Source organism: Serratia sp. PL7, from assembly GCF_945957435.1.
On sequence record NZ_CAMFLB010000007.1, the window covers coordinates 209,647 to 235,581 of the forward strand.

Sequence of the window (25,935 nt, forward strand, 5' to 3'; positions counted from 1 at the left end):
TTTATTCCTTAATTACCAATTTTTACGGCCAAAGCCGGAGGTGATCGGGTAGCGGCGGTCTTTGCCAAAGTTACGGGCGGTAATGCGCGGCCCGACGGCGGCCTGACGGCGTTTATACTCGTTGATATCCACCAGGCGGATCACCTTGCGCACCACGGCTTCTTCAAAGCCCTCAGCAACCAGATCGGCAACCGATTTATCGCGCTCGACATAACCTTCCAGAATAGCATCCAGAATGTCATACGGTGGCAGGCTGTCCTGATCGAGCTGATCCGGCGCCAGTTCAGCAGACGGTGGACGATCGATCACCCGCTGAGGGATCACGTAGGAGACAGTATTACGGTATTCGGAAAGCTTGAACACCAGGGTTTTCGGCACATCTTTCAATACGTCGAAGCCACCGGCCATGTCACCATACAGCGTGCAATATCCGACAGCCACCTCGCTTTTGTTACCCGTGGTTAACACGATGCTACCGCGTTTGTTAGACAACGCCATCAGCACCACGCCACGGCAGCGGGCCTGCAGGTTTTCTTCGGTGGTATCCCGTGCGCTATCAGCAAACATCGGGGCGAGCTGGCCCATAAAGGCGTCGAACATCGGTTCAATCGAGACGATGTCAAATTCGATACCGAGGATTTCGGCCTCTTCCTTGGCATCGGCGATGCTGATGTCTGCCGTATAGCGGAACGGCATCATCAAGGCTTGAACCTTGTCTTTGCCCAACGCATCCACGGCGATCGCCAGGGTCAGCGCCGAGTCGATCCCGCCAGACAAGCCCAGCACCGCACCTTTGAAACCGTTCTTGGTCACATAGTCGCGTACGGCCAGCACCAGCGCTTCATACACCTGCGCCAGCTGTGGCAACTCCGCCGCCGGAGCCGTCATCGGCACCACTTCCAGGCCTTTGAACTCAAGCAGAGTCACCTGCTCGGCGAAAGCCGCCAGGCGATGAGTCATATTGCCAGCGGCATCAAAGACTTTTGAACAGCCGTCGAAAATCAGTTCGTCCTGCCCGCCGATCTGATTCAGATAGACCAACGGCAGACCGGTACGCTGGCAATGGCCCGCCATCAGGGTTTTGCGGATATACGGCTTTTCACGGTTATACGGGGAAGCGTTGATCGACAGCAGGATCTCTGCCCCCGCCGCTTTCGCCGAATCGACCGGTTCCGGGAACCACAGGTCTTCGCAGATCAGCAACCCCAGGCGATAACCTTTCAGCTCCACCACGCAGTTTTTATCGCCCGCATGGAAATAGCGCTTCTCATCGAATACGCCGTAGTTAGGCAGCTGTTGCTTGAAGTAACGGGCCTGCAAAGCCCCCTCAGAGAACAGGGACAGCGCGTTATACAGCTTGCCATCTTCACGCCACGGGTGGCCGACCAGGATCGCCACATCGGCGGAGGCCTGCTGCAAGCGGCTTAGCTGAGTATCGCAGCGCTGGTAGAAATCATCACGGTACAGCAAGTCTTCCGGCGGATAGCCGGACAGCGCCAGTTCGGTGAACATGACCAGATCGGCTCCCGCCTTCTGCTGCTCCTGCACGGTTTGCAACATGCGCTCGCTGTTGCCTTCAATATCGCCCACCAGCAAATTCAGCTGGGCCAACGCAATGGAAAGTGATCTGCTCATATCTCTATGGTCTGCCATGCCACAACAAAGAAAACGGAGTGTAAATCATTCCGGCTACTTTGTTGAGAACCTGCGCATGCAGGTTCAGAAAAGAAAACATCATTCTTTGAAATCGTTGGCGTCCAGTTCATGGCGCGACAACAATTTATAGAACTCAGTACGGTTACGGCCCGCCATGCGCGCGGCCTGGGTGACGTTACCCTTGGTGATCTGCAACAGTTTACGTAAATAGTGTAATTCAAACTGGTTGCGCGCCTCGACAAAGGTCGGCAGCGCCGTGTTTTCCCCTTCCAGCGCCTGCTCGACCAGCGCTTCACTGATCACCGGCGCCGTGGTCAATGCCACGCACTGCTCGATCACGTTCACCAACTGGCGCACGTTGCCGGGCCAACTGGCGGTCATCAGGCGTTTCATGGCATCGGAGGAGAAACTGCGTACAAAAGGTTTGTGGCGCAGCGCCGAAGCACGTAACAGATGGTTGGCCAGCAGCGGGATATCTTCGGCCCGCTCGTTGAGCGCCGGTATTTTCAGGTTAACCACGTTCAGACGGTAATAGAGATCTTCACGGAACTCGTTTTTTACCATCGCCTTAGGCAGATCGCGGTGGGTGGCGGAAATGATACGTACGTCAATATCCAGATCGCGGTTGCTGCCCAGTGGACGCACCTTGCGTTCCTGCAACACGCGTAGCAATTTTACCTGCAGCGAGAGCGGCATATCGCCAATCTCATCCAGGAACAGCGTGCCACCTTCTGCCGCCTGGAACAAACCTTCACGGCTGCTGACGGCACCGGTGAACGCCCCCTTGGCATGACCAAACAGCTCCGACTCCAGCAGTTGCTCCGGCAACGCACCGCAGTTGATGGCGATAAAGGCTTTCTTGGCCCGTGGGCTAGCCGCATGGATGGCCTGTGCCAGCACCTCTTTGCCGGTGCCGCTCTGGCCATTGATCAGCACGCTGACGTCCGACTGGGCGACCATCTTGGCCTGTTCAAGCAACCGCAGCATAATCGGGCTACGGGTGACAAAATCCTCACGCCAGCTGTCATCACCGGCAGGGATCGACGACAGCGACAGCGCTTCATCGATCGCCTTATACAGCGCATCACGATCGACCGGCTTGGTCAGGAAGCTGAACACCCCCTGCTGGGTCGCCGCCACCGCGTCCGGGATGGAACCGTGGGCGGTCAGGATGATCACCGGCATCCCCGGCTGGTATTTCTGGATCTCGGCAAACAGCGCCATGCCGTCCATTTCATCCATCCGCAGATCGCTGATCACCAGGTCGATCTTTTCACGGGCCAGCAGACGCAAGGCCTCTTGTCCGCTTTCCGCCGTGGTAACGTGAAAACCTTCGCTGGTCAGGCGCATTCCCAACAGCTTAAGCAGGCTGGGATCGTCGTCAACCAACAAAAGATTGGCCGGTTTGCGAGCTGTCATTGCGCTGGGGACTCCTTGTTAGCCGCGGGCGGCGTGTAGGTCTCTTCCGGCTCTACCGGCAAGGCGGTACCGGTTTCAGTCACCGGGGCTGGCTCTGCGGGCTCGGCCACTTTGGCGGGTGCTGCGGGCTTGCCTGCAGCATCTGCTTTAGGCTGCGCCACGCTGCTTTCCGGGATTTCCCCCTGCAGTTGCTTGCGTGACGAAAGCTGGCGTTCGATATCGGTCAGGTTCTCCAGTTTGCGGGAGGTCTCCTGCAACTGGCTCTGCAGATGGATCTGGTTCTGGCGCAGCGAATCGATCTGGCTGTCCGAACTTTCCTGCAGGTGCTGGTAACGCGCCCGCTCGTCAAACAGGTTCACTTGCAACGCCTGCTGCTGACGCCACAGTTGCAGCAATGGACGCAGCGAGTTAGGGAATTCGAGGCGATAGCTGTTCAGACGATCGATGATCTGGCGGCGCTCGCTCGAGCTTGGCTCAGCGCTGCCCAGCAAAATGCTTTGCTTGAACACGTTCTGCCAATCGTTGCCCGGCAGGGTTTTCGCCAACGCTCTGGCCTGCGTGGAGCCAATACGATCGGCGCAGTCCATCGCCCTTAGCCAGAAGAGTGAGTTTTCCAAGGCTTCTTTTTCGTCAAGTTGCCATAGCGTATCGCAAGGCGCAATGCGGTAATCCACCACCTTGGTATCCGGGATCGCTTCCTGTTGCTGCTGGGCCGGGCCGCTACTGACGGCACGATCGACACAGCCGATCAGCAGAAACGGGGCAAAAAGGATCGTGCCCAAAAAAGAAAGCGAATGTTTGCCGAGCGGTGCGCGTAGAGAAACACGCGGTGAACCTTCGGTCTGCGATTGATAAGCGCGATTAGACCCTGTGTACATTATTTATTCATTCTCGGCGGTTAATGGCAATTCAATACGGAAGCAGACGTCGGCATCGGCGAGATCCACCAATATCAATTCGCCACGCATACGGCGAATACAGTCCTGTGCAATGCTCAGCCCCAGTCCGCTTCCTTTAACGGCCCCTTTTCTCTGGTGACTCCCCTGGAAAAAAGGCTCAAAAATCATGGTGCGTTCCGCTTGCGGGATCGCGCTGCCGGTATTGGCAACGTCAATCTGTACCCGTTGGCCGACCTGGCGGCTGCGGATCCAAATGTTACCGGATTCCTTGCCGTAGTGCACCGCATTGGAGTAGAGATTATCCAGTACGCGCATTAATAGCGTAGGCTCTGCCCAGCAGATTTCCGCCTCAAGTTTGACTTCCGTACGGATCATCTTGGCACGAGCTGGCAAACTGTGGGCGGCGACCACCATATCCACCAGTTCTTCCAGCTCGACGTTTTCATGTTCCGACGGGCCATCTGCCAGTTTGCGGTTGTAATCCAGCAGTTGCTCAATCAGCAATTGTAGATGGCGGCTGCTCTGATCGAGGATCGCCACCACCTCTTTCTGATCGGAGGTGAGCGGGCCTGCCACACCATCAGCCAACAGCTCGGTGCCTTCACGCATGCTGGCCAGCGGCGTTTTCAACTCATGGGAGATATGGCGCAGGAACTCATGGCGCTGCGATTCCAGCCAGGCCAGGCGCTCGCTCAACCAGACAATACGCTGAGCCAAAGAACGCAGTTCACGTGGACCTTTAAAGGATGCCGTCATGCCGATGGGTCGCCCTTCCCCCAAACGGTTAATCATACGCTCAACGGCCTTGACGGGCCCGATAATCATGCGGGTAAACAGTACCACCAACAGCACGCTGACCAGGAACAGCAACAGCGCCTGCCAGCCAAAGTATTGGCCGCGCTCGGCGATCGCCTGTTGCAGTTGCTGCCCACGGGAAAAAATCACGGTGCGCGTGGCCTGGACCATTTCGGCGTTGGAATGTGAAAAAGACTCTAACAGTTGTGAAGCGTCCTTGTCCGGCCCGCTGCTCTGGCACTTGATGGTGGCAAGCTGAGTCAGCAGTTTACGTAGTGTCTGGTAGTAACGTTCGTCCGGCAGGATCGGGGCGTGGGCATCCAGCATTTGTGAATACTGTTTACGCTGGTTCTGGTACAGCCGCTCCAGGGTCGGATCGACCAGTACGCAATACTGGCGATAGCTGCGCTCCATTTCCAGCGCCACGCTGGTCATTGCCTCACTACGGCGGGCATCCACCAGCGTCGTACGGTTGATATCCGCCGCCTGCGCGCTGAGATGATCCAGGCTTTGGTAGGCCTGATAAGCCAATACCAGCAGCGGTAACAGCACCAGCAGGAACGCCATTACGACCAATTGGCGCAACGAGCGTGGAAATAGACGCCATCTTTTCAAAGAAATCATCTCATTATCTCTAGTCTGCCCAGATGCTAACCGACAATCCGGGGAGAGAAAAGCCCGGCAGCGGATTAATGGCGCTTAGATAAGCAAAAACGCGTTATCCCCAAAAGAGGAAACTGATGTGGTTTGAGAACGTATCGAGGGAAATAACGAAGGCAATGCGGTTTGGATATTGACGCTGGGGCATGATGCCCCATCGCAAGGAATATGTGGATGCCCTTACTCCTCGTCCCCAGGTGATGTAGCACTAGGCTGGCATCTGATCAGGACGAATAGCATCCAAAAAGTATCCGGGATTGATGAACGCTTCATCACAGTTGGATACTAGGCGGTGCCTCACTCCACGTGTCGTCCGATGCTTGATAAAGTCGCTTGCGCGTCTGTTATCGGTTTGGTTGGACGATAGGCACCATTTCTTAGGCATCATTCGGAGGCTTATGAGGCGCTGTTCCGTACTAGACGGGGCCAATCATAAAAAGGTGAATGAGCAACTGATAGTTATAATGCACCATCCGTGCCAACTTTATAAAAATATTTTCATCATATTGTTTATTAAACATAATTTATTTCAACGTCACGTCCAGCGCGCTACCTGGGTAGTCGAGTTTGAGTATTAATCCGACACACCGTCGCCAAAACACGACAACTAAATCCAATCGCTTTAACCCTGATTAAAATCAATGAGTTAAATGTCTCTTTTTAGAGACAGGCAATATGGCCTTTGTCTCAAAAAACCGACATATTAGCTAACCACTTAAAAAATAAAGAAATAAAAAAAGGCGCCAATGCAGCGCCTTAGTAAACTTTCACGCAAACCTCAGGTTAAATCACCCCAGTTGCTTGCGAGCGTTGCGGAACATGCGCATCCAAGGGCTGTCTTCACCCCACTCCTCTGGATGCCAGGAGTTGCTGACGGTGCGGAACACGCGTTCAGGATGCGGCATCATTACGGTGGCGCGGCCATTGCTGCTGGTCACTGCGGTAATCCCATTCGGTGAACCGTTCGGGTTGGCAGGGTAAGCTTCGGTCACTTGACCATGATTGTCGACAAAGCGCAACGCAACCAGGCCGTGATGTTCCAACGCCGCCAGATGCGCCGCATCGCGCACTTCTACATGGCCTTCACCATGAGAAACGGCAATCGGCATGCGCGAGCCTGTCATACCCTGCATAAACAGCGACGGGCTACTGGCCACTTCCACCAGACTGAAGCGCGCTTCGAAACGATCCGACAGGTTGCGCACAAAGCGCGGCCAATGTTCAGCCCCCGGGATCAGTTCACGCAGGTTAGACATCATCTGGCAACCGTTACAAACGCCCAGTGCCAAGGTCTGCGGACGATGGAAGAAATCGGCAAACTCATCACGTACGCGCTCGTTGAACAGTATCGATTTCGCCCAGCCTTCCCCGGCACCCAACACGTCGCCATAAGAGAAGCCGCCACAGGCCACCAACGTATGGAACTCTTGCAGATCGCGGCGGCCTGCCAGCAGATCGCTCATGTGAACGTCAACCGCATCAAAACCGGCACGGTGGAACGCCGCCGCCATCTCAACGTGGGAGTTAACCCCTTGCTCACGCAATACCGCAACCTTGGGGCGTGCGCCCTTGGCTATATAAGGTGCCGCGATATCGTCATCGGTCGCGAAGGTCAGCTTGACGTTCAGGCCCGGATCGCGTTCATCCTGCTTGGCCTGGTGCTCCTGATCGGCACATTCCGGGTTATCACGCAGGCGCTGCATCTGCCAGGTGGTTTCAGCCCACCAGGTACGCAGGGTGTTGCGGCTTTCGCTGTACACCGGTTTGCCAGCGCTGGTGATAACGAAACGATCGCCACTCAGCGCCTGGCCAAGGTGATGCACGTTATCCGTCAGACCGTGTTGGGCAAATACTTGCTGTACGGCTGCCAGCTGCGCAGCAGGCACCTGGATCACCGCACCCAGTTCTTCGTTGAACAAGGCAGCCAAGGCGTCGGAACCCAGCGCCTGAATATCGACTTCCACGCCGCAATGCCCGGCAAACGCCATCTCGGCCAAGGTGACCAACAGGCCGCCATCGGAACGGTCGTGATAGGCCAACAGCGCACGATCCGCCACCAGCTGCTGCATCGCGTTGAAGAAACCGGCCAATTGCTCCACGTTGCGTACATCGGCTGGCTTGTCGCCCAGTTGGCGATAGACCTGCGCCAACGCCGTTGCCCCCAGGGCATTGTGACCATTGCCCAGGTCGATCAGTAACAGCGCACTTTCACCCTTGTCGGTACGCAGTTGCGGCGTCACGGTGTGGCGCACATCTTCGACGCGAGCAAATGCGGTGATCACCAGCGACAGTGGTGACGTCATTTCCCGCTGTTCATTGCCTTCCTGCCAGCGGGTTTTCATCGACATCGAGTCTTTGCCCACCGGAATGGTGATCCCCAGCGCTGGGCAAAGTTCTTCCCCCACCGCCTTCACCGCTTCATACAGACCGGCATCTTCGCCAGGGTGGCCCGCTGCGGCCATCCAGTTGGCGGAAAGTTTCACCCGCTTGAGCGAACCGATTTCCACCGCGGCCAGGTTGGTCAACGCTTCCCCTACCGCCAGGCGGCCAGAGGCGGCAAAATCCAGTAATGCGACGGGAGCACGCTCACCGATCGACATCGCTTCTCCGTAATAGCTGTCCAGGCTGGCCGTGGTTACTGCACAGTCGGCTACCGGGATCTGCCACGGGCCGACCATCTGGTCACGCGCAACCATGCCGGTGACGGTACGGTCGCCAATGGTGATCAGGAAAGTTTTCTCCGCAACGGCTGGCAAGTGCAGCACCCGCTCGACCGCATCGGCAATGGAGATACCAGCACGCTGCAACGCTTCGCCGCTCGCCTGTTGACGTTTCACGTCGCGGGTCATTTTTGGCGTTTTGCCCAGCAGCACATCCAACGGCATGTCGATCGGCTGATTGTCAAAGTGACGATCGTTGAGCGTCAGATGGCGTTCTTCCGTCGCTTCGCCAATCACCGCGAAAGGCGCGCGCTCACGGCGGCAGATTTCCTCGAAGGTCGCCATCTGCTCAGGCGCTACCGCCATCACATAACGCTCTTGGGATTCGTTACACCACACTTCCAGCGGGCTCATGCCCGGCTCGTCGTTGAGAATGTCACGCAGTTCGAAACGGCCACCGCGGCCACCGTCGCTAACCAGTTCCGGCATCGCGTTCGACAGACCACCGGCACCCACATCGTGGATAAACAGGATCGGGTTGCTATCGCCCATCTGCCAGCAGCGGTCGATCACTTCCTGGCAGCGGCGTTCCATTTCCGGGTTATCACGCTGCACCGAAGCAAAATCCAGATCGGCATCAGACTGGCCAGAGGCCATCGACGAAGCCGCCCCGCCGCCCAAACCGATGTTCATCGCCGGGCCACCCAGCACCACCAGTTTGGCACCAACGGTGATCTCACCTTTTTGCACATGATCGGCGCGGATGTTGCCCAGGCCGCCTGCCAGCATGATCGGTTTGTGGTAGCCACGCAGCTCAACGCCGTTGTGGCTATTGACGCGCTCTTCATAAGTACGGAAGTAACCGACCAGCGCCGGACGACCAAACTCGTTATTGAATGCCGCGCCGCCCAATGGGCCTTCGGTCATGATATCCAGCGCGGTGACGATGCGATCCGGTTTGCCGAAATCCTGTTCCCAAGGCTGTTCGAAACCCGGAATACGCAGGTTGGAAACCGAGAACCCTACCAGGCCAGCTTTCGGCTTCGCGCCACGGCCTGTTGCGCCTTCGTCGCGGATTTCACCGCCAGAACCGGTCGCAGCTCCTGGCCAAGGCGAGATCGCCGTTGGATGGTTGTGGGTTTCCACCTTCATCAGGATGTGTGCTTCTTCCTGATGATAGTCATACAGGCCGCTTTGCGGCGCGGCAAAGAAGCGCCCTACCTGGGAACCTTCCATCACCGCTGCGTTATCTTTATAGGCAGAAAGCACGTAGTCCGGCGTCTGCTCAAAGGTATTTTTGATCATCTTGAACAGCGATTTCGGTTGCTGTTCGCCGTCGATGACCCAGTCGGCGTTGAAAATCTTGTGGCGGCAATGTTCGGAGTTGGCCTGTGCGAACATGTACAGCTCAATATCCGTTGGGTTGCGCCCCAACTCGGTAAAGGCGGCCAGCAGGTAGTCGATCTCGTCCTGCGCCAGGGCCAGCCCCAGTTTGGTGTTGGCCTGTTCCAGCGCGCTGCGGCCTTGGGCCAGGATATCCACCGTCTGATACGGTGCGGGTTGATGATGAGAGAACAGTGTTTCCGCCTGTTGCAGCTCGCTGAATACCGTTTCCATCATGCGATCGTGCAGCAGGGTGGCAAGCTGTTGCCACTGGGCCTCGGTCAAGGTCGGCGCTGTGACATAAAATGCCAGGCCGCGTTCAAGACGAACCACCTGCGTCAGGCCACAGTTATGGGCGATATCGGTGGCTTTGGAAGACCACGGCGAAATGGTGCCCGGGCGTGGCGTCACCAACAGCAGTCGGCCTTGCGGAGCATGTTCAGCGAGAGAAGGGCCGTACTTGAGCAACCGCTGCAGCTTGGCCTGCTCTTCGGCGCTTAACGGTGCGCTGACATCGGCAAAGTGAACGTACTCGGCATAGATATCAACGATCGGGAGTTGAGCATCCTGGCAGCGGGACAGTAGTTTGGTAATACGAAAAGCCGATAAAGCGGGCGAACCACGCAGTATTTCCATAATCAAAGTTCTCTCGTCTTCGAAGCAACTGGGTTCAGCACTTCATTGGGCGCAACAGGGGGAAAACGCGCGCCATTATAGATAATCCAAGCCGCCGACGAAACCGTTTGCGTAGCTATTATTGATAAAAGCTATTCCCGTTGCCGAATTCTCATAACCTATCAATAAAGTTGCGCGCTGGCGTAATGTTGCGCAAAATGCCCCGGCACTGGTGATTTAACCATGAAAAAATCCTGATTACGGTCAACATAAAGCGTGCATTTATTTGAGATAACTATTTGAAACGCCTAAAAATAAATTACATTCTAATCGGTGTTGTGGCCCTGCTGCTGGCGCTTGCCCTGTGGCCCAATATCGCCTGGCGTGGTGGACAGGGAGGCCAGCTCGAGGCGATCAAATCGCGGGGAGAATTGCGCGTCAGCACGTTAAACTCACCGTTAACCTATTTCACTACCCCGCAGGGGCCGAGTGGCCTTGACTATGAGCTGGCCAAAAGCTTTGCCAACTACCTGGGGGTCAAGCTGGTGGTGATCCCACACCAAAACATCAATGACCTGTTTGACGATCTCGATGATGACAATGCCGATATTCTCGCCGCCGGGCTGATCTACAACCGGGATCGCCTCAGCCGCGCCAGTACCGGCCCAGCGTACTATTCCGTTTCCCAGCAGTTGGTTTACCGGCTGGGAACCACGCGGCCAAAAACCTTTGCCGATATCAAAGGCAAGCTGGCGGTGGCCTCCGGTTCGGCCCACGTCAGCACGCTAAAGCAGCTCAAACAAAACAAATACCCCGATCTCAGTTGGGAAGCATCAAGCGATATGACCTCGAAAGAGCTGCTGGAACAGGTGGCCGATGGCAAGCTGGATTACACCATCGGCGACTCCGTGACCATTGCCCTGCTGCAACGCATCCATCCACAGCTGGCCGTCGCTTTTGACATTACCGATGAAGAACCTGTGACCTGGTATCTGAAGCGTAGCAATGACGATAGCCTGTACGCCGCGCTGCTGGATTTTTATAGCCAAAGGGTAGAAGACGGCACGCTGGCCCGGTTGGAAGAGAAGTATCTGGGGCACGTGGGCAGTTTTGACTACGTTGATACCAAAACCTTCCTGTCGGCCATCGACTCGGTATTGCCCACTTTCCGTTCGCTGTTTGAAAAGTATGCCAGCGAAATTGACTGGAAGCTGCTGGCCGCCATCGCTTACCAGGAATCGCACTGGAATCCGCAGGCGACCTCCCCCACCGGTGTCCGTGGGCTGATGATGCTGACCAGAGCTACCGCCGACGGCCTGGGCGTCACCGACAGGCTCGATCCGGAGCAGAGTATTCAAGGCGGGGCGCTCTATCTGCAACGTCTGATGGAGAAGGTACCCGACACGGTGCCGGAAGATGAACGGATCTGGTTCGCATTGGCCGCCTATAACATGGGCTGGGGCCATATGCTGGACGCGCGTAAACTCACCAAAAGCCAACAAGGCAACCCCGACAGCTGGGTCGATGTGAAACAGCGCCTGCCGATGCTGAGCCAGAAGCGCTACTATCCGTCACTCACCTATGGCTATGCCCGTGGCCGCGAAGCCTATAACTACGTGGAAAACATCCGCCGTTATCAGGTCAGCCTGGTGGGCTATCTGTTGGAAAAAGAGAAGAAAGCGGTAGAAGCGATGAAACAGGCCGAACTGGCCAAGGGCTATCCGGCCGTAGAGGCCAAGCTGGCACTCGCCCTGTAGTTATTCAACTGTAGTTATTGCGGGTCTTTGCCGGCCCGCTGCGCCAGTTTCAGCGCTTTTTTCTGCTCGCGACGCATGCGGAAAAAGTTGCTGAGGGTGGCGGCGCACTCTTCTGCCAGCACGCCCGAGACGATTTCTACCTGATGATTCATGCCCGGATGGCGCAGAATATCCACCAGCGAACCCACCGCTCCGGTTTTTTCATCGGCCGCACCGTATACCAAACGACGGATGCGGCTATGCACCATAGCCCCGGCGCACATCACGCAAGGCTCCAGCGTGACATACAGCGTGGCATTCAGCAGGCGGTAATTCTGCAATACCGCCCCCCCCTGCCGCAGCGCCATGATTTCAGCATGAGCGGTGGGATCGTGGCGGCCGATCGGCCGGTTCCAACCTTCGCCAATCACCTGATTGTCCAGCACCAGCAGCGCCCCAACCGGCACCTCACCTTCTTCCTGCGCACGTTGAGCCAGGCTTAACGCCTGACGCATCCAATACTCATCACTATATTCATTCACCACATCAGTCCTCGTGCGCATCGCGGCGGGCATTATACACACTAGTCCCTTTTGCCGCAGCCACTCGGCCTTGTTGATGCAAATAAGCTTGAACCTGCCACGTTTGTCGATCGCTCAAAACGCCACCAACAAATCAATAACATCATATTTAATGATGATTAAATTTTGTTCACCTCTTAGAATTTCAGATAAACGTTATAAACTGGTGGAAAATCAAGCTGTAAAATTAAGCAAATTTTTTCTAACTAAATTGTGATAGATCATATTCTCTTATGCATTAGCACGATAAGGTTTACCTCACGTAAAAAGCCTTTATAAGGAGTAGGTTATGGCTGCCTCAACATTCTTTATCCCTTCCGTCAACATGATTGGTTCCGGCTGTCTGGAAGACGCGGCAAAAACCATGAAAGAGCATGGTCTGCATAACGCACTGATCGTGACCGACAAGGTTTTGAACGGCATTGGCGTCGTCGCTCAGGTGCAAGCCCTGTTAGCGGCACAGAACATTGAAAGCTGCGTCTATGACGGCACACATCCCAACCCGACCACGGAAAACGTAAAACAGGGCCTGGCACTGTTGCGCGAACATCGCTGCGACTGTGTCGTTTCTCTGGGTGGCGGTTCGCCGCATGACTGTGCGAAAGGGATTGCCCTGGTCGCCGCTAACGGCGGGGAAATCAAAGACTATGAAGGGGTTGATCGCTCAGCTAAGCCACAGCTGCCGGTCGTCGCGATCAACACCACTGCGGGTACCGCTTCCGAGATGACGCGTTTTTGTATCATCACCGACGAAGCGCGCCACATCAAAATGGCGATTGTCGACAAGCATGTCACCCCGATCCTGTCGGTAAACGATCCTCACCTGATGGCTGGCATGCCAAAAGGCCTGACCGCCGCCACGGGTATGGATGCTCTGACCCACGCTATCGAAGCTTACGTCTCCAGCGCCGCCAACCCAATCACCGATGCCTGCGCGCTGAAAGCCGCCACCATGATTGCCGAGTCTTTACGTGATGCGGTCAACGATGGGCAAAACATGCAGGCGCGCGAGAACATGGCCTATGCCCAGTTCCTGGCCGGTATGGCATTTAATAACGCCTCATTGGGTTATGTGCACGCTATGGCGCACCAGTTGGGTGGTTTCTACAACCTGCCACATGGCGTGTGTAACGCCGTGCTGTTGCCGCACGTGCAAGAGTTCAATACTCAGGTGGCCGCAGGGCGTCTGAAAGACATTGCCGCCGCTATGGGCGTAAATGTTGCAGGCCTTAGCGATGAGCAAGGGGCTGCCGCTTGTATCGCCGCCATTCGCCAACTGGCGAAAGATGTGGGAATTCCTGCTGGCTTACGCGATCTGCAAGTCAAAGAAGAAGACTTTGCTACGTTAGCCACTAACGCCCTGAACGACGCCTGCGGATTTACCAACCCAATTCAGGCAAGCCACGAACAGATCGTTGCAATCTTTAAAGCAGCCATGTAACCGCTGCCAGGCTCCCTCGTTTTACTGGGGGAGCCTCATTTAATCCAACTGCTGTAACTCGCCTTCTTTACCTACCCGCCAGCGGTGTTCGCAAAAATAGAGCAAAGGGTTATCCTGTTTGCTGTCACTGTAGCCACTGAACAATTTCAATGGCGCTCCCAGACGCTGCTCCAGTTGCACCACCTTTTGTACTCCCAGGCAGCGCATGGGCAATACCCAGCCCCCGTAACGACGCACAATGCTGCTCCCCACCAGTTGTACCCGTGGCAGGAACGCAGAGTCCCGATAAACCTGCTCCACCAGCCGTTCCGGCGAGCCGGTGATCAACCATACTTGAGCATCCTGGGCATCCAGGTACTGACGCAAACGCATCTGCACGACCGGAAAGGCGGTGACCTTACGGCGAAAATAGTCGACGAATTTCGCCTCCAGCGCTTTCAGCCTGGCCTCTGAACGGCCAAAAGTCATTGCCCACAATAGCAGGCTCATGGGCCAGCGCGTTGCCCGCCCACCGATCAACAAACCCAATCCGATAATGGGCAACAGCGGCACCACCAGCACCAGGTTCAACGGCAGATGCCGTAGCAAAAAGCGCAGGAAACTGCCAAACATGTCTTCCTGATGCAAGGTGCCATCCAGATCGAAAAATACCACGCGCTGGGCCTGTGCAACCGCTTTGTCAGTCAAGCGTTACTCCTCGGGATCGTTGACCCCATTATGCAGGTGAAAATACAACCGGCTATTATCGTAATCACTAGACCAACCAGATACAACCGACATTGCTCAACGCCAAAGGCGCGTTAACTCATCAAGTCATAGTGTTGCTGCTCGCAAAAATGATTGCTGCCCGTTTTGCCACCGGCGTGGCAGAATGCCAGTTGGCTCAAAGGAAAAAACCATGAGTACCCTTCTTCGCATTCGTCAGATTTACCCAACGCTGGCACAAAACGATCGCAAACTGGCGGACTTTCTGTTGGATGACGCCGAACAGGCCCTTCACCTCAGCTCACAAAAGCTGGCCCAGTTGGCCGGTGTCAGCCAATCGAGCGTGGTCAAGTTCGCCCAGAAACTGGGCTACAAAGGATTTCCGGCGCTGAAACTGGCATTGGGTGAGGTGTTGGCTCAACCGCAGGTCGCACCGGTGGTGACTGTCCATAATCACATTCTGAGCAGCGATCCACTCAAAACCGTCGGCGAGAAATTGCTGCTGGAAAAGCAGGCCGCATTACGAGCTACTCTGGATATCAACAGTGAACAGCGGCTGCTTACCGCCCTGGAGATGCTGCGTGCGGCGAGGCGGGTGATCTTGGTCGGCATCGGGGCTTCCGGGCTAGTGGCCAAAGACCTGTCGTTCAAGCTGCTAAAGATTGGCGTGATGGCGGTGGCAGAAGCGGATATGTACGTTCAACTGGCGACGATAAAGGCGCTGAGTAAGGATGACCTGCTGCTGGCGATCTCGTTTAGCGGCGAACGGCGTGAAATCAACCTGGCCGCCGAAGAAGCACGTATTGCCGGAGCCAAGGTGTTGGCTCTGACCAGTTTCTCGCCTAATGGCCTACAGCAACGGGCCGATCACTGCCTTTATACCATTGCGCAAGAGCCCAATATCCGCAGCGCGGCGATATCTTCCAGCACCGCGCAGTTCGCCCTGACCGACCTGCTGTTTATGGCGCTGCTCCAGCACGAGTTCGAGCTCGATCATGCCCGCGATTGCCTCCACCACAGCGAACAGTTAGTGAAAAAACGGGTGTAAGACGTATAATCTGCGCGCTCAGAAATCCCCCTGTAACTAATTAGAGCAGGTGAAGTTATATCCGGTACACAGCAGAAAACCAGCCCACAGGGCTCGTGCCACCAAGACAGGATCATAAAATCAACATTTCATTCCCAGCACGGCAATTGCTGCTTTTTCATCTAACCAACAACGGCTAAGATGCTGGGTAGCTAGAGTAAACACCAAAAACAGGATCCTAGAGTGGGCCAGCCATCCAAAATATTATCATTATTCGCCAGGTATACATCAATAGGGTTAATTAATACACTGATCCACTGGTTGGTATTCGCGGCTTTATACACGCTGGGAGCCAGTCAGTTACTGGCCAATTCAGCAGCATTTTGTGTCGCAGTAACCTTCTCATTTTTTGCCAACGCTCGCTGGACATTTCAAGCAAAGGCAACCTCTCTGCGCTATATACTGTTTGTGCTCTTTATGGGGGCAATGGCGGCAACTATAGGGTGGTCGGCTGATAAAATGCATACTCCTCCCCTGATCACGCTAGTCGCATTTTCCTTTATCAGCCTTATAGCAGGCTTTGTCTATTCTAATTTCATTGTTTTCAGGGTGAAAAAATGAAAATTTCATTAGTTGTTCCAGTCTTCAACGAAGAAGATGCAATACCTATATTCTATCGTACAGTAAAAGAAAAGCTGTCCGAATATGATATCGAAATTGTCTTCATTAATGATGGTAGCAAAGATGCGACCGAGCAGATTATTCAATCACTTGCAAATGCGGACCCAGCCGTAAAGGCCCTCAGCTTCATAAGAAATTTTGGCAAGGAACCCGCCCTCTTGGCTGGCTTGGAACATGCCATCGGCGATGCGGTCATCCCGATTGATGTTGACCTTCAGGATCCTATCGAAGTCATTCCTCAGTTGATCAATAAATGGCAGGAAGGCTGGCAGATCGTGCTAGCCAAACGGGCCGATAGGAGCACCGACAGTCCTTTCAAGCGTAAAACAGCCAGATGGTTCTATAAACTTCACAATAAAATAAGTTCTTCCAAAATTGAAGAGAACGTAGGCGATTTCCGACTGCTCTCCCGAGAAACAGTAGAAAATATCAAATTGTTGCAGGAGAGAAATTTGTTTATGAAGGGGATCCTCGGTTGGGTGGAAGGAGATACTGCGGTCGTGGAATACACCCGTACCGAGCGAATCGCAGGTCAGACAAAATTTAATGGCTGGAAGTTATGGAACCTGGCACTTGAAGGTTTTACCAGTTTTTCAACACTCCCGCTCAGGATCTGGTCATATATCGGCTTTTTTGTGGCAGCTTTATCCTTTTTCTATGGGGTATGGATGATCATTGATAAGCTGATTTGGGGAAATCCCGTTGCTGGGTATCCTTCGATTCTTGTTTCAATACTGTTTCTTGGTGGTGTGCAATTGATAGGGATCGGTGTACTCGGCGAGTATATTGGCAGGATCTATATCGAAACTAAAAAAAGACCACGCTATTTACTGAAAGGCAAAAAATGAAAAACCATAGCCATTTAAAACTCCTCAGCTATGCTATAGGACTACTCATACTGCCAGTTCTATTGGCAAACCTGTATTATGTCGATGATATGGGCAGAGCCACCATTGGTTATACCAACTGGGGGGCCGATGGGCGACCTATTGCCGATTTAGTAATGAAAATCATTAACTTCAGAAGCCATCTTGTTGATCTTTACCCATTGCCGTTAATATTTGGCAGTATCATTCTCGTCATCTGCCTCAATGCCTATGCAAAAGTCTATCTACCCAGTCACAAAATTTATGCGATTATTCCACTAACCTATCTGCTAGCTCCTTCCACGCCAGAGATATTGTTATATAGATTTGACAGTCTGACACTACTCATCAGCATTTCATTGCCATTGATAGCTTTCAGCTATAGATATCAGCAAGAATATAAAAACTTTCTGCTTGGTGTTGCTGTCGTTGTGGGCACCTACAGCACTTATCAAGCTTCGGTTAACCTCTTCGTCATTCTTGCAGCGATAGAGTTAATTAAGTCTTACAGTGATAATGAGAGTAACAAACTTACGCTGCTGAGATTGGCATCCAGAACAGGCCAATTTGTCATTGCATCTTTGCTATACCTATTGGTAGTCGTTCCAAAATACTTTAGTGGCAACCATACAGAGGATCACCCAGGGCTTGCCAGCGAGAGTATAACAAAGCTGATTGTTGATAATTTCATTTCCTACTATACATTCATTAATAATAGTTTCATGAAAGGCAATGGAACTATAATGGTTGCCTTATTTTTAGTTTTGACGCTCATAGCCATCACATTGATTCTTCTTTCAAGAAAAAAGAAGGAGTGTAACATTCAGGAGATTTCGTTAAGAGCCATTATCTTAATTTCACCATTTGCCGTATTGATAATGAGCGTGGGCTCTCTATTGATTCTTGAAACCCCTATTAGTAACTTTCCACGAATTTACGTTGGTATCGGTGGCGTCGTCATCTTCTTTAACATGGTTATCATGCTGGCACTCAAGGAAAAGACGAAACTCTTCCTTATTGTTCCCCTGGCGGCATTCCTTTATACCTTAATCATGGTTAGTGCCGTTACTAATGCAATAAAATCGCAAGAGTACTTTACCAGCATTTTAATTCAAGAAATTAAAGCAAGCGCTGCTAACCTGGTCTATAAACATATTGTAACCGTAGGCAGCTTTCCTCAATCAGAAGTCTTTGCCAACAGCGAAAAAAACTTCCCCATTATTTCCGCCATTAACAGATACTCCCCGGGTTGGTGGTGGACCAATAAACGCTTTGAATTTGAAGGCATAAAGCGAGAGTGGCTTCCAGCTACGTCGGCAGCCCAAGCCGATGCCATAAACTCTCGTTGTTCAACAGCCTTTAAAGCTGAAACCGACCATTTTATTCTTTATCAAATAAATAACATACTGGTAATAGATTTCACCAAAGGTTGCAACTAATTATTTCCGCCGCTTCTATCTAGAGGCGGCATTTTATAAACTATGCTAGACACTAGTGATTTTGGGGTTGGCCGTATTCTGTGTTACAGTGCGCGGCGTTGAAATTCCTTATCCATTAGTTCCATGGGGTAAATAACAAGGAAAGCAAAGAACACTTAACCAATTGATTTATTTAAGAAAAGGCAATCAGTTGATATGGCTCTATTAATCACCAAAAAATGTATCAATTGCGATATGTGCGAGCTGGAATGCCCGAACCAGGCGATTTCGATGGGGGATGAGATTTATCAGATCGATGCCAACCGCTGCACCGAATGCGTGGGGCATTACGAGACCCCAACCTGCCAGCAGGTGTGCCCGATCGATAACACCATCATTACCGATCCGCAGCACGTAGAGAACCAGGAACAGCTGTGGGACAAGTTTGTCGTGCTGCACCATGCCGATAGCCTGTGAGTTAAATGCACTCTCCCAAAGGGAGAGGGGGCCGATCGAGCTATTTATCGTTACTGAGCTCACCTTTGCTCTTCCAACGAAGGTGCCATAGACTTACTTCTGTAACAGACGGCGACACCTAACTAGCTCCTTCTCCCAGTGGGAGAAGGTTGGGATGAGGGGACTAGATTGACTCCGGCACCTGACAGCCACTCAGAGCAAATCCGTCCTTACCCCTCGATGATCACCGTAGCACAGGCATAGCGGCGTTCATCCGCCAGAGAAACGTGGATCGACTTCACCCCCATCTCCTGCGCCAGCTCGGCAGCACGTTCATGCAGCCGGATATTGGGTTTCCCCAGGCCATCATTGAACACTTCGAACTGATTGAACGCCAGGCCGTTGCGGATGCCGGTGCCGAACGCCTTGGCGGCGGCCTCTTTGACCGCAAAACGTTTAGCCAGGAAGCGTACCGGCTGCTGATGCTGCTGATACACCTCCCATTCGGCCGGGCTTAACACCCGGCGAGCCAGGCGATCGCCGCTACGTTCCACCACCGCTTCGATACGCGCCATCTCCACGATGTCGGTTCCCAAGCCCAGTACCGCCATTAGCGACGCGCTTCCCGCATCAGTAGTTTCATGTCCGTCACCGCGGCCGGTAGACCGCTCATCACCGCCTGGCCAATAATGGCATGGCCGATATTCAGCTCATGCATCTCTGGCAGCGCGGCGATCGGCTGCACATTATGATAGGTCAAACCGTGGCCCGCATTCACCTTCAGGCCTTTGCTGGCCGCGTAGGTAGCCGCTTTGGCAATGCGCTTGAGCTCGGCTTGAATGGCCAGATCGCCCTGCGCTTCAGCATAGGCACCGGTATGGATCTCGATATAAGGTGCACCTACGGCCACCGCCGCGTCGATCTGACGGTGATCGGCATCGATAAACAACGAAACCAAAATGCCAGCCTGTGCCAGGCGTTCAACCGCCACGGTCATTTTGTCCTGCTGCCCGGCCACGTCCAGCCCACCTTCAGTGGTCACTTCCTGACGTTTCTCTGGCACCAGACAGCAAAATTGAGGTTTCAGCTCAATGGCGATATCGAGCATTTCATCGGTGACGGCCATTTCCAGGTTCATACGGGTCTGGATGGTTTGGCGCAGGATACGCACGTCGCGGTCGGTGATATGACGGCGATCTTCACGCAGGTGAACGGTGATGCCATCGGCCCCCGCCTGCTCGGCAATAAATGCCGCCTGCACCGGATCCGGGTAGTTGGTGCCGCGCGCGTTACGTAACGTGGCAATATGATCGATATTGACGCCCAGCAGTAAATCAGCCATGACAACCCTCTACTAATTCATTTTCAGTAGCAGCAGTTTACACGGGCGAGCAAAACGGCAAAAGCAGAAACCACTCAGGCTTCGTCGACGGGGGTATCGGGTTGTTTGCGCACGAACTGACGAAACAGTTCACGGCTCTTCAGCGGCTTACCGCCGAGATAGGGTTTCAGCGCCATGCGGGTAAAGCGCTTGGCTGCACGCAGGGTTTCTGCATCGGGAAATTGGCGTTCATCCAGAGCACGGAGTTCACGGCCGGTAAAACTGTAATGATCCACCACCAAGCTGGCGATAAAGCCTTTTTCTTCGCGATAGCGATAGGTCATGCCGTCATCCACCGGTTCGCCGCTGCCAGCACAATGGAGAAAATCCAGCCCGTAACCCAAGTGCCCCAACAGCGCCAACTCGAACTGCCGCAGGGCATGTTCCGGGGAACTGTCCTCCGCCGCCAAAGCCTGTAAGCATTGCAGATAATCGAAGAACAACACCGAATAGTTGCCTTCCTGCTCCAACACCCGTGACAACAGTTCATTCACGTAAAGGCCGCTGTAAAGCATCATGCCGCTGAGGGGTAAACCAAGGGAGACCGCTTCGGCACCGCGCAGCGTTTTGACTTCGCCACGACCGCCCCAGCGTACTAACAGAGGAGTAAAGGGTTGCAAGCAACCCTTTAGATTGGAACGGCGACTGCGTGCGCCTTTTGCCAGCAAGCGCACCCGCCCATGGCCTTCCGTGAACAGGTCCAGCATCAGGCTGGTTTCACTAAAAGGCCGCCCATGCAGGACGAAAGCGCGCTCCCAGCCATCCATTGGATAGTTTATTTCAGGTCGTCGGTATAGCCCAGGCTACGCAGCGCACGTTCGTCGTCCGCCCAGCCGGATTTCACTTTCACCCACAGTTCCAGATGCACTTTGGCCTCAAACATCTGTTCCATATCCTGACGGGCTTCAATACCGATGGTCTTGATCTTCGAACCTTTGTTGCCGATAACCATCTTCTTCTGGCCTTCACGCTCAACCAGGATCAGACCGTGCACGTCGTAACCACCGCGCTCATTCGGTACGAACTGTTCGATTTCGACCGTCACCGAGTAAGGCAGTTCCTCACCCAGGAAGCGCATCAGCTTTTCACGGATGATTTCCGACGCCATAAAGCGCTGAGAACGGTCAGTGATGTAATCGTCCGGGAAATGGTGTTCCGCTTCCGGCAACACTTTGCGCGCGATAGCCGCAATGGTGTCCACGTTCATGCCTTTTTCGGCAGAGATCGGCACCACATCAAGGAAGTTCATCTGCTTGCTTAGGAACGCAATGTGCGGCAACAGCTTGGATTTGTCGGTAACGTTGTCGACCTTGTTGATCGCCAGCAGCACCGGGCTTTTCAGGCTGCGCAGCTTGTTGACCACCATTTCATCATCGGCAGTCCAGTTCGTGCCTTCTACGACGAAGATCACCAGCTCGACGTCGCCGATTGAGCTGCTGGCCGCGCGGTTCATCAAACGGTTGATGGCGCGCTTTTCTTCGATATGCAGACCCGGGGTGTCGACGTAAATGGCCTGATAAGCGCCATCGGTATCGATACCCATAATACGGTGACGGGTCGTCTGTGGTTTACGCGAGGTGATGGAGACTTTTTGCCCCAGCAGTTGGTTCAGCAACGTGGATTTGCCCACGTTGGGACGACCTACGATCGCAATAAAACCGCAGTATTGTTTTTCTTCGCTCATTCAAGCTCCAGCTTTTTCAGCGCTTGTTCCGCTGCCGCCTGCTCGGCTTTACGGCGGCTTGAGCCGGTGCCCACGACGGGCTCGCTCAAACCACTCACCTGACAGTGGATAGTAAACTCCTGATCGTGCGCCTCACCGCGAACCTGCACCACCAGATATGTTGGCAACGGCAGATGACGACCTTGTAAAAACTCCTGCAAGCGGGTTTTCGGGTCTTTCTGCTTATCACCGGGGCTGATTTCGTCCAACCGGCTACGATACCAGTCCAAAATCAGTCGCTCAACGTTTTGAATATCGCTATCCAGGAACACACCGCCAATCAGTGCCTCCACCGTATCCGCCAGGATTGACTCGCGGCGGAATCCACCACTTTTCAGTTCGCCCGGCCCAAGGCGTAAACACTCGCCCAGATCGAATTCGCGCGCCATCTCCGCCAACGTATTGCCCCGCACCAGCGTGGCACGCATGCGGCTCATGTCTCCCTCGTCTACGCGAGGAAAACGCTGGTAGAGCGCATTGGCGATGACAAAACTAAGGATCGAATCACCCAGAAACTCAAGACGTTCATTGTGTTTACTGCTGGCGCTACGGTGAGTTAACGCTTGCAGTAAGAGCTCCTGCTGTTGAAAAGTGTAGCCCAGCTTCCGCTGCAGCCTGTTTATTACGATGGGGTTCATGAGTTACCAATAGATCAAGAATGCGTCAAAAACTTGCAGCATACGGAACAGGCCTGCTTTGCCAAAAGCCAATCCAAAGCTGTTTCGTTTGCAGTGGCGCCCAAAAGGGGCCAACTTTTATCGCTCGAGGGGCTATTCTACAACGAGTGGAAATATATTGCTGCGTTTTTCCCGTCGTCTTTCAAGCTGCAGCGTTGTTACCTGCACTATTTTCCCCCAGTCACTTACCCAAAAGTAAGCTCCTGGGGATTAAATAGCGTGTCGCCTAGCTGTAACTCGAAATCCATAGGGATCTTGACCATATAAACTGCAGCCTAATTGGCTGCAGTTTGCAAAACGCTATTAGTGAATACCACCGATACGGCTCAATCTGACGCCCGTTGGCCATTCACCTTCCTGCTTTTCAAAACTCATCCAGATCGCAGTGGCTTTACCTACCAGATTCTTCTCAGGCACGAATCCCCAATAACGGCTGTCTGCACTATTATCGCGGTTATCGCCCATCATGAAGTAATGGCCAGCGGGTACTACCCACTCGCCCAACGGCTGGCCTGCTTGCTGATAGTAAGCGCCGACCTGATCTTGTGCACCGGGCACGGTCAGAATGCGGTGAGTTACGTTGCCCAGAGTTTCCTTGCGTTCGCCAAGGCGAATACCGCCCTGTGGCACGTTATCCGTCAGAGGGATCTGGAAGAAACCGTTGCTGGCTTCACCCATGCCGCTGCGGGTAAACATCTGCACAAAATCGCTCGGTTGCATATCGCTGTAGGTGACCGCCAATGCGGTATCACACGCCTGGCCACTATTACAGAACTCTTGCACCGTCACGCGCTTATTCACCGGATCATAGGTCACGCGATCGCCAGGTACGCCAATCACGCGCTTGATGTAATCCAGTTTGGTGTCGCGTGGATATTTAAAGACCGCAATATCGCCACGCTTGGGATGACCGGTTTCAATTAGCGTGGTCTGGGTGATCGGATCCTTTACGCCGTAGGCAAATTTTTCCACCAGAATAAAATCACCAATCAACAGCGTCGGCATCATTGAGCCTGAAGGGATCTGGAACGGTTCGTAAATAAACGAACGCACCACAAACACCAACAGCAATACCGGGAACACCGAAGCCCCGGTTTCAACCCAACCCGGCTGCCTGGCCACTTTCGCCAAGGCCGCTTCGTCGACCGTTCCGGCCGCCTGTGCATTGACCGCCGCGATTTTCGCCCGGCGTGCCGGCGCCCATTTAAAGCGCTCAAAGCACCAGATGATCCCGGTCACCAAAGTGGCTATCGCCAAGATCAAGGCAAACATATTCGCCATGCAAACTCCCTAGTTACGCGAGCTTTCGCTCTTACTTACCGTCTTTACCCACGTGCAGAATGGCCAGGAACGCTTCCTGCGGCAACTCAACGTTACCCACCTGCTTCATGCGTTTTTTACCGTCTTTCTGCTTCTGCAGCAGCTTCTTCTTACGGCTGACGTCGCCGCCGTAGCACTTGGCCAACACGTTTTTACGCAGCTGTTTCACCGTAGAACGAGCGATGATATGCGTGCCGATCGCCGCCTGGATCGCAATATCAAATTGCTGGCGTGGGATCAGCTCTTTCATTTTCTCAACCAGTTCACGGCCACGATACTGCGCGTTATCACGGTGAGTGATCAGCGCCAGCGCATCTACGCGTTCGTTGTTGATCAACACGTCAACGCGCACCATGTCCGAGGCCTGGAAACGTTTGAAGTTATAGTCCAGCGACGCGTAACCGCGCGAGGTGGATTTCAAACGGTCAAAGAAGTCTAGCACCACTTCGGCCATTGGAATTTCGTAGGTCAGCGCCACCTGGTTACCGTGGTAAACCATATTGGTCTGTACGCCACGCTTCTCAATACACAGCGTGATCACGTTGCCCAGATATTCCTGCGGCATCAGCATGTGACACTCCGCAATCGGCTCACGCAGTTCAGCGATGTTATTCAACGGCGGCAGCTTGGAAGGGCTATCGACGTAGATGGTTTCATTGCCGGTGGTTTCGACTTCATACACTACCGTAGGTGCCGTCGTGATCAGTTCCAGATCGTATTCACGCTCCAGACGCTCCTGAATGATCTCCATGTGCAGCAGACCCAGGAAGCCACAGCGGAAGCCAAAGCCCAGCGCGGTGGAGCTTTCTGGTTCATAGAACAGGGAGGCGTCGTTCAGGCTCAGCTTGCCCAGCGCATCACGGAAAGCTTCATAATCGTCGGAACTGATCGGGAACAGGCCGGCATACACCTGTGGCTTCACTTTTTTGAAGCCTGGCAGCATTTTGTCTGCCGGCTGGCGAGCCAGCGTCAAGGTATCGCCCACCGGTGCGCCGAGGATATCTTTAATTGCGCAGACCAACCAACCCACTTCGCCACAGTTCAGCACGTCGCGATCGACACGTTTCGGGGTGAAGATCCCCAGACGATCGGCGTTATAAGTTTGGCCGGTGCTCATGACCTTAACTTTATCGCCCTTGCGCAGAGTACCGTTTTTCACCCGGATCAAGGAGACAACGCCAAGGTAGTTATCAAACCAGGAATCGATGATCAGTGCCTGCAACGGTGCATCCGCATCACCTTCTGGTGGCGGGATATCACGCACCAGACGCTCCAGCACTTCAGGCACGCCAACGCCGGTTTTTGCCGAGCAGCGCACCGCGTCAGTCGCATCAATGCCCACGATATCTTCGATTTCCTGTGCAGCGCGATCCGGATCGGCGGCAGGCAGGTCAATCTTGTTCAACACCGGCACCACTTCCAGATCCATGTCCAGTGCGGTATAGCAGTTGGCCAAGGTCTGGGCTTCTACGCCCTGCCCGGCATCCACCACCAGCAATGCACCCTCACAGGCGGCCAGTGAGCGGGAAACCTCATAGGAGAAGTCAACGTGCCCAGGAGTGTCGATAAAGTTAAGGTGGTAAACCTGCCCATCCTTGGCTTTATAGTCGAGCGTTACGCTCTGCGCTTTGATGGTAATACCACGCTCACGTTCCAGATCCATAGAATCCAGCACCTGTGCGGCCATTTCACGTTCGGTCAGGCCGCCGCAGATTTGGATAATACGGTCAGACAGCGTCGACTTACCGTGGTCAATATGGGCAATGATAGAAAAATTTCTTATGTGTTTCATTTAATTAGTTTTTCTGCCTTGGTATTTCTGAATTACTCGCCTAT

The 25,935-nt window shown here is 53.8% G+C and carries 21 protein-coding genes; 7 read left to right on the forward strand and 14 right to left on the reverse strand.

The window, feature by feature from the left end; translation table 11 throughout:
- Positions 1–12 precede the first annotated feature (12 nt).
- The 5 genes from N6G83_RS27070 to purL form a co-directional block, all read right to left on the reverse strand.
- Positions 13–1,635, reverse strand: a complete 1,623-nt coding sequence (locus tag N6G83_RS27070; RefSeq protein WP_211134450.1) for an NAD+ synthase — start codon at positions 1,633–1,635, stop codon at positions 13–15.
- A gap of 99 nt (positions 1,636–1,734) precedes the next feature.
- A complete protein-coding gene (gene glrR / locus N6G83_RS27075) occupies positions 1,735–3,075 on the reverse strand; it encodes a two-component system response regulator GlrR (protein ID WP_021178888.1) in 1,341 nt (446 codons plus the stop codon).
- Positions 3,072–3,953, reverse strand: coding sequence for a two-component system QseEF-associated lipoprotein QseG (gene qseG / locus N6G83_RS27080; RefSeq protein WP_074029481.1), 882 nt, complete (start codon positions 3,951–3,953; stop codon positions 3,072–3,074). Before qseG ends, glrR begins: the two co-directional genes overlap by 4 nt.
- 3 nt (positions 3,954–3,956) lie before the next feature.
- Positions 3,957–5,393: a sensor histidine kinase gene (locus N6G83_RS27085; protein ID WP_211134451.1), complete on the reverse strand. Its 1,437-nt coding sequence runs from the start codon at positions 5,391–5,393 to the stop codon at positions 3,957–3,959.
- A gap of 824 nt (positions 5,394–6,217) precedes the next feature.
- Entirely contained in the window at positions 6,218–10,111 is a 3,894-nt protein-coding gene (gene purL, locus N6G83_RS27090) for a phosphoribosylformylglycinamidine synthase (protein ID WP_211134458.1), read from the reverse strand.
- Between the two features lie 275 nt (positions 10,112–10,386).
- Here purL and mltF point away from each other — a divergent pair, with 275 nt between their 5' ends.
- Entirely contained in the window at positions 10,387–11,844 is a 1,458-nt protein-coding gene (gene mltF, locus N6G83_RS27095; protein ID WP_211134452.1) for a membrane-bound lytic murein transglycosylase MltF, read from the forward strand.
- Between the two features lie 14 nt (positions 11,845–11,858).
- On the opposite strand, the gene tadA is transcribed toward mltF, so the two are convergent.
- A complete protein-coding gene (gene tadA / locus N6G83_RS27100) occupies positions 11,859–12,365 on the reverse strand; it encodes a tRNA adenosine(34) deaminase TadA (protein WP_024484269.1) in 507 nt (168 codons plus the stop codon).
- Between the two features lie 328 nt (positions 12,366–12,693).
- Between tadA and yiaY the strand changes: the two genes are divergently transcribed.
- On the forward strand, positions 12,694–13,845 hold the full coding sequence (gene yiaY, locus N6G83_RS27105) for an L-threonine dehydrogenase (protein ID WP_024529370.1): 1,152 nt from the start codon (positions 12,694–12,696) through the stop codon (positions 13,843–13,845).
- A gap of 39 nt (positions 13,846–13,884) precedes the next feature.
- Here yiaY and yfhb read toward each other — a convergent pair whose 3' ends face one another.
- Positions 13,885–14,532, reverse strand: coding sequence for a phosphatidylglycerophosphatase C (gene yfhb / locus N6G83_RS27110; RefSeq protein ID WP_211134453.1), 648 nt, complete (start codon positions 14,530–14,532; stop codon positions 13,885–13,887).
- A gap of 211 nt (positions 14,533–14,743) precedes the next feature.
- Here yfhb and N6G83_RS27115 point away from each other — a divergent pair, with 211 nt between their 5' ends.
- The 5 genes from N6G83_RS27115 to N6G83_RS27135 all read left to right on the forward strand — a co-directional run bounded on the left by N6G83_RS27115 (position 14,744) and on the right by N6G83_RS27135 (position 19,019).
- Positions 14,744–15,598 carry a MurR/RpiR family transcriptional regulator gene (locus N6G83_RS27115; RefSeq protein WP_260524062.1) on the forward strand — a complete coding sequence of 285 codons (855 nt, stop codon included), beginning with the start codon at positions 14,744–14,746 and terminating at the stop codon, positions 15,596–15,598.
- A gap of 240 nt (positions 15,599–15,838) precedes the next feature.
- Positions 15,839–16,198, forward strand: a complete 360-nt coding sequence (locus N6G83_RS27120) for a GtrA family protein (RefSeq protein ID WP_211136579.1) — start codon at positions 15,839–15,841, stop codon at positions 16,196–16,198.
- Positions 16,195–17,106 (forward strand): glycosyltransferase family 2 protein, encoded by a 912-nt coding sequence (locus tag N6G83_RS27125; protein WP_211136576.1) that lies wholly within the window; start codon positions 16,195–16,197, stop codon positions 17,104–17,106. Before N6G83_RS27120 ends, N6G83_RS27125 begins: the two co-directional genes overlap by 4 nt.
- Entirely contained in the window at positions 17,103–18,563 is a 1,461-nt protein-coding gene (locus N6G83_RS27130; RefSeq protein ID WP_260524063.1) for a glucosyltransferase domain-containing protein, read from the forward strand. Before N6G83_RS27125 ends, N6G83_RS27130 begins: the two co-directional genes overlap by 4 nt.
- Before the next feature lie 195 nt (positions 18,564–18,758).
- The gene (locus tag N6G83_RS27135) at positions 18,759–19,019 is read left to right on the forward strand and encodes a YfhL family 4Fe-4S dicluster ferredoxin (protein ID WP_211135890.1); all 261 of its coding nucleotides are present in this window, start codon (positions 18,759–18,761) and stop codon (positions 19,017–19,019) included.
- Positions 19,020–19,228: 209 nt separating this feature from the next.
- Here N6G83_RS27135 and acpS read toward each other — a convergent pair whose 3' ends face one another.
- The 7 genes from acpS to lepA all read right to left on the reverse strand — a co-directional run bounded on the left by acpS (position 19,229) and on the right by lepA (position 25,891).
- Complete coding sequence (gene acpS, locus N6G83_RS27140; RefSeq protein ID WP_024486233.1) at positions 19,229–19,609, reverse strand: holo-ACP synthase; 381 nt, start codon at positions 19,607–19,609, stop codon at positions 19,229–19,231.
- Positions 19,609–20,340, reverse strand: coding sequence for a pyridoxine 5'-phosphate synthase (gene pdxJ / locus N6G83_RS27145; RefSeq protein ID WP_211135891.1), 732 nt, complete (start codon positions 20,338–20,340; stop codon positions 19,609–19,611). Before pdxJ ends, acpS begins: the two co-directional genes overlap by 1 nt.
- A gap of 74 nt (positions 20,341–20,414) precedes the next feature.
- A complete protein-coding gene (gene recO / locus N6G83_RS27150) occupies positions 20,415–21,146 on the reverse strand; it encodes a DNA repair protein RecO (RefSeq protein WP_021178899.1) in 732 nt (243 codons plus the stop codon).
- An 8-nt stretch (positions 21,147–21,154) separates the two neighbouring features.
- Positions 21,155–22,063, reverse strand: a complete 909-nt coding sequence (gene era, locus N6G83_RS27155) for a GTPase Era (protein ID WP_065686632.1) — start codon at positions 22,061–22,063, stop codon at positions 21,155–21,157.
- On the reverse strand, positions 22,060–22,740 hold the full coding sequence (gene rnc, locus N6G83_RS27160; RefSeq protein ID WP_021178901.1) for a ribonuclease III: 681 nt from the start codon (positions 22,738–22,740) through the stop codon (positions 22,060–22,062). Before rnc ends, era begins: the two co-directional genes overlap by 4 nt.
- Positions 22,741–23,082: 342 nt before the next feature.
- The gene (lepB, locus tag N6G83_RS27165) at positions 23,083–24,060 is read right to left on the reverse strand and encodes a signal peptidase I (RefSeq protein ID WP_211135892.1); all 978 of its coding nucleotides are present in this window, start codon (positions 24,058–24,060) and stop codon (positions 23,083–23,085) included.
- A 31-nt stretch (positions 24,061–24,091) separates the two neighbouring features.
- Positions 24,092–25,891, reverse strand: a complete 1,800-nt coding sequence (gene lepA / locus N6G83_RS27170) for a translation elongation factor 4 (protein ID WP_024529376.1) — start codon at positions 25,889–25,891, stop codon at positions 24,092–24,094.
- Between the last annotated feature and the right edge of the window lie 44 nt (positions 25,892–25,935).

Coding starts and splice junctions, on each gene's coding strand:
- era (WP_065686632.1), bottom strand. CDS start 22,063: ATGAGCGAAGAAAAACAATACTGCGGTTTTATTGCGATCGTAGGTCGT.
- rnc (WP_021178901.1), bottom strand. CDS start 22,740: ATGAACCCCATCGTAATAAACAGGCTGCAGCGGAAGCTGGGCTACACT.
- lepA (WP_024529376.1), bottom strand. CDS start 25,891: ATGAAACACATAAGAAATTTTTCTATCATTGCCCATATTGACCACGGT.
- N6G83_RS27070 (WP_211134450.1), bottom strand. CDS start 1,635: ATGAGCAGATCACTTTCCATTGCGTTGGCCCAGCTGAATTTGCTGGTG.
- N6G83_RS27130 (WP_260524063.1), top strand. CDS start 17,103: ATGAAAAACCATAGCCATTTAAAACTCCTCAGCTATGCTATAGGACTA.
- N6G83_RS27115 (WP_260524062.1), top strand. CDS start 14,744: ATGAGTACCCTTCTTCGCATTCGTCAGATTTACCCAACGCTGGCACAA.
- yiaY (WP_024529370.1), top strand. CDS start 12,694: ATGGCTGCCTCAACATTCTTTATCCCTTCCGTCAACATGATTGGTTCC.
- qseG (WP_074029481.1), bottom strand. CDS start 3,953: ATGTACACAGGGTCTAATCGCGCTTATCAATCGCAGACCGAAGGTTCA.
- lepB (WP_211135892.1), bottom strand. CDS start 24,060: ATGGCGAATATGTTTGCCTTGATCTTGGCGATAGCCACTTTGGTGACC.
- glrR (WP_021178888.1), bottom strand. CDS start 3,075: ATGACAGCTCGCAAACCGGCCAATCTTTTGTTGGTTGACGACGATCCC.
- recO (WP_021178899.1), bottom strand. CDS start 21,146: ATGGATGGCTGGGAGCGCGCTTTCGTCCTGCATGGGCGGCCTTTTAGT.
- N6G83_RS27135 (WP_211135890.1), top strand. CDS start 18,759: ATGGCTCTATTAATCACCAAAAAATGTATCAATTGCGATATGTGCGAG.
- pdxJ (WP_211135891.1), bottom strand. CDS start 20,340: ATGGCTGATTTACTGCTGGGCGTCAATATCGATCATATTGCCACGTTA.
- acpS (WP_024486233.1), bottom strand. CDS start 19,609: ATGGCGGTACTGGGCTTGGGAACCGACATCGTGGAGATGGCGCGTATC.
- N6G83_RS27085 (WP_211134451.1), bottom strand. CDS start 5,393: ATGATTTCTTTGAAAAGATGGCGTCTATTTCCACGCTCGTTGCGCCAA.
- N6G83_RS27125 (WP_211136576.1), top strand. CDS start 16,195: ATGAAAATTTCATTAGTTGTTCCAGTCTTCAACGAAGAAGATGCAATA.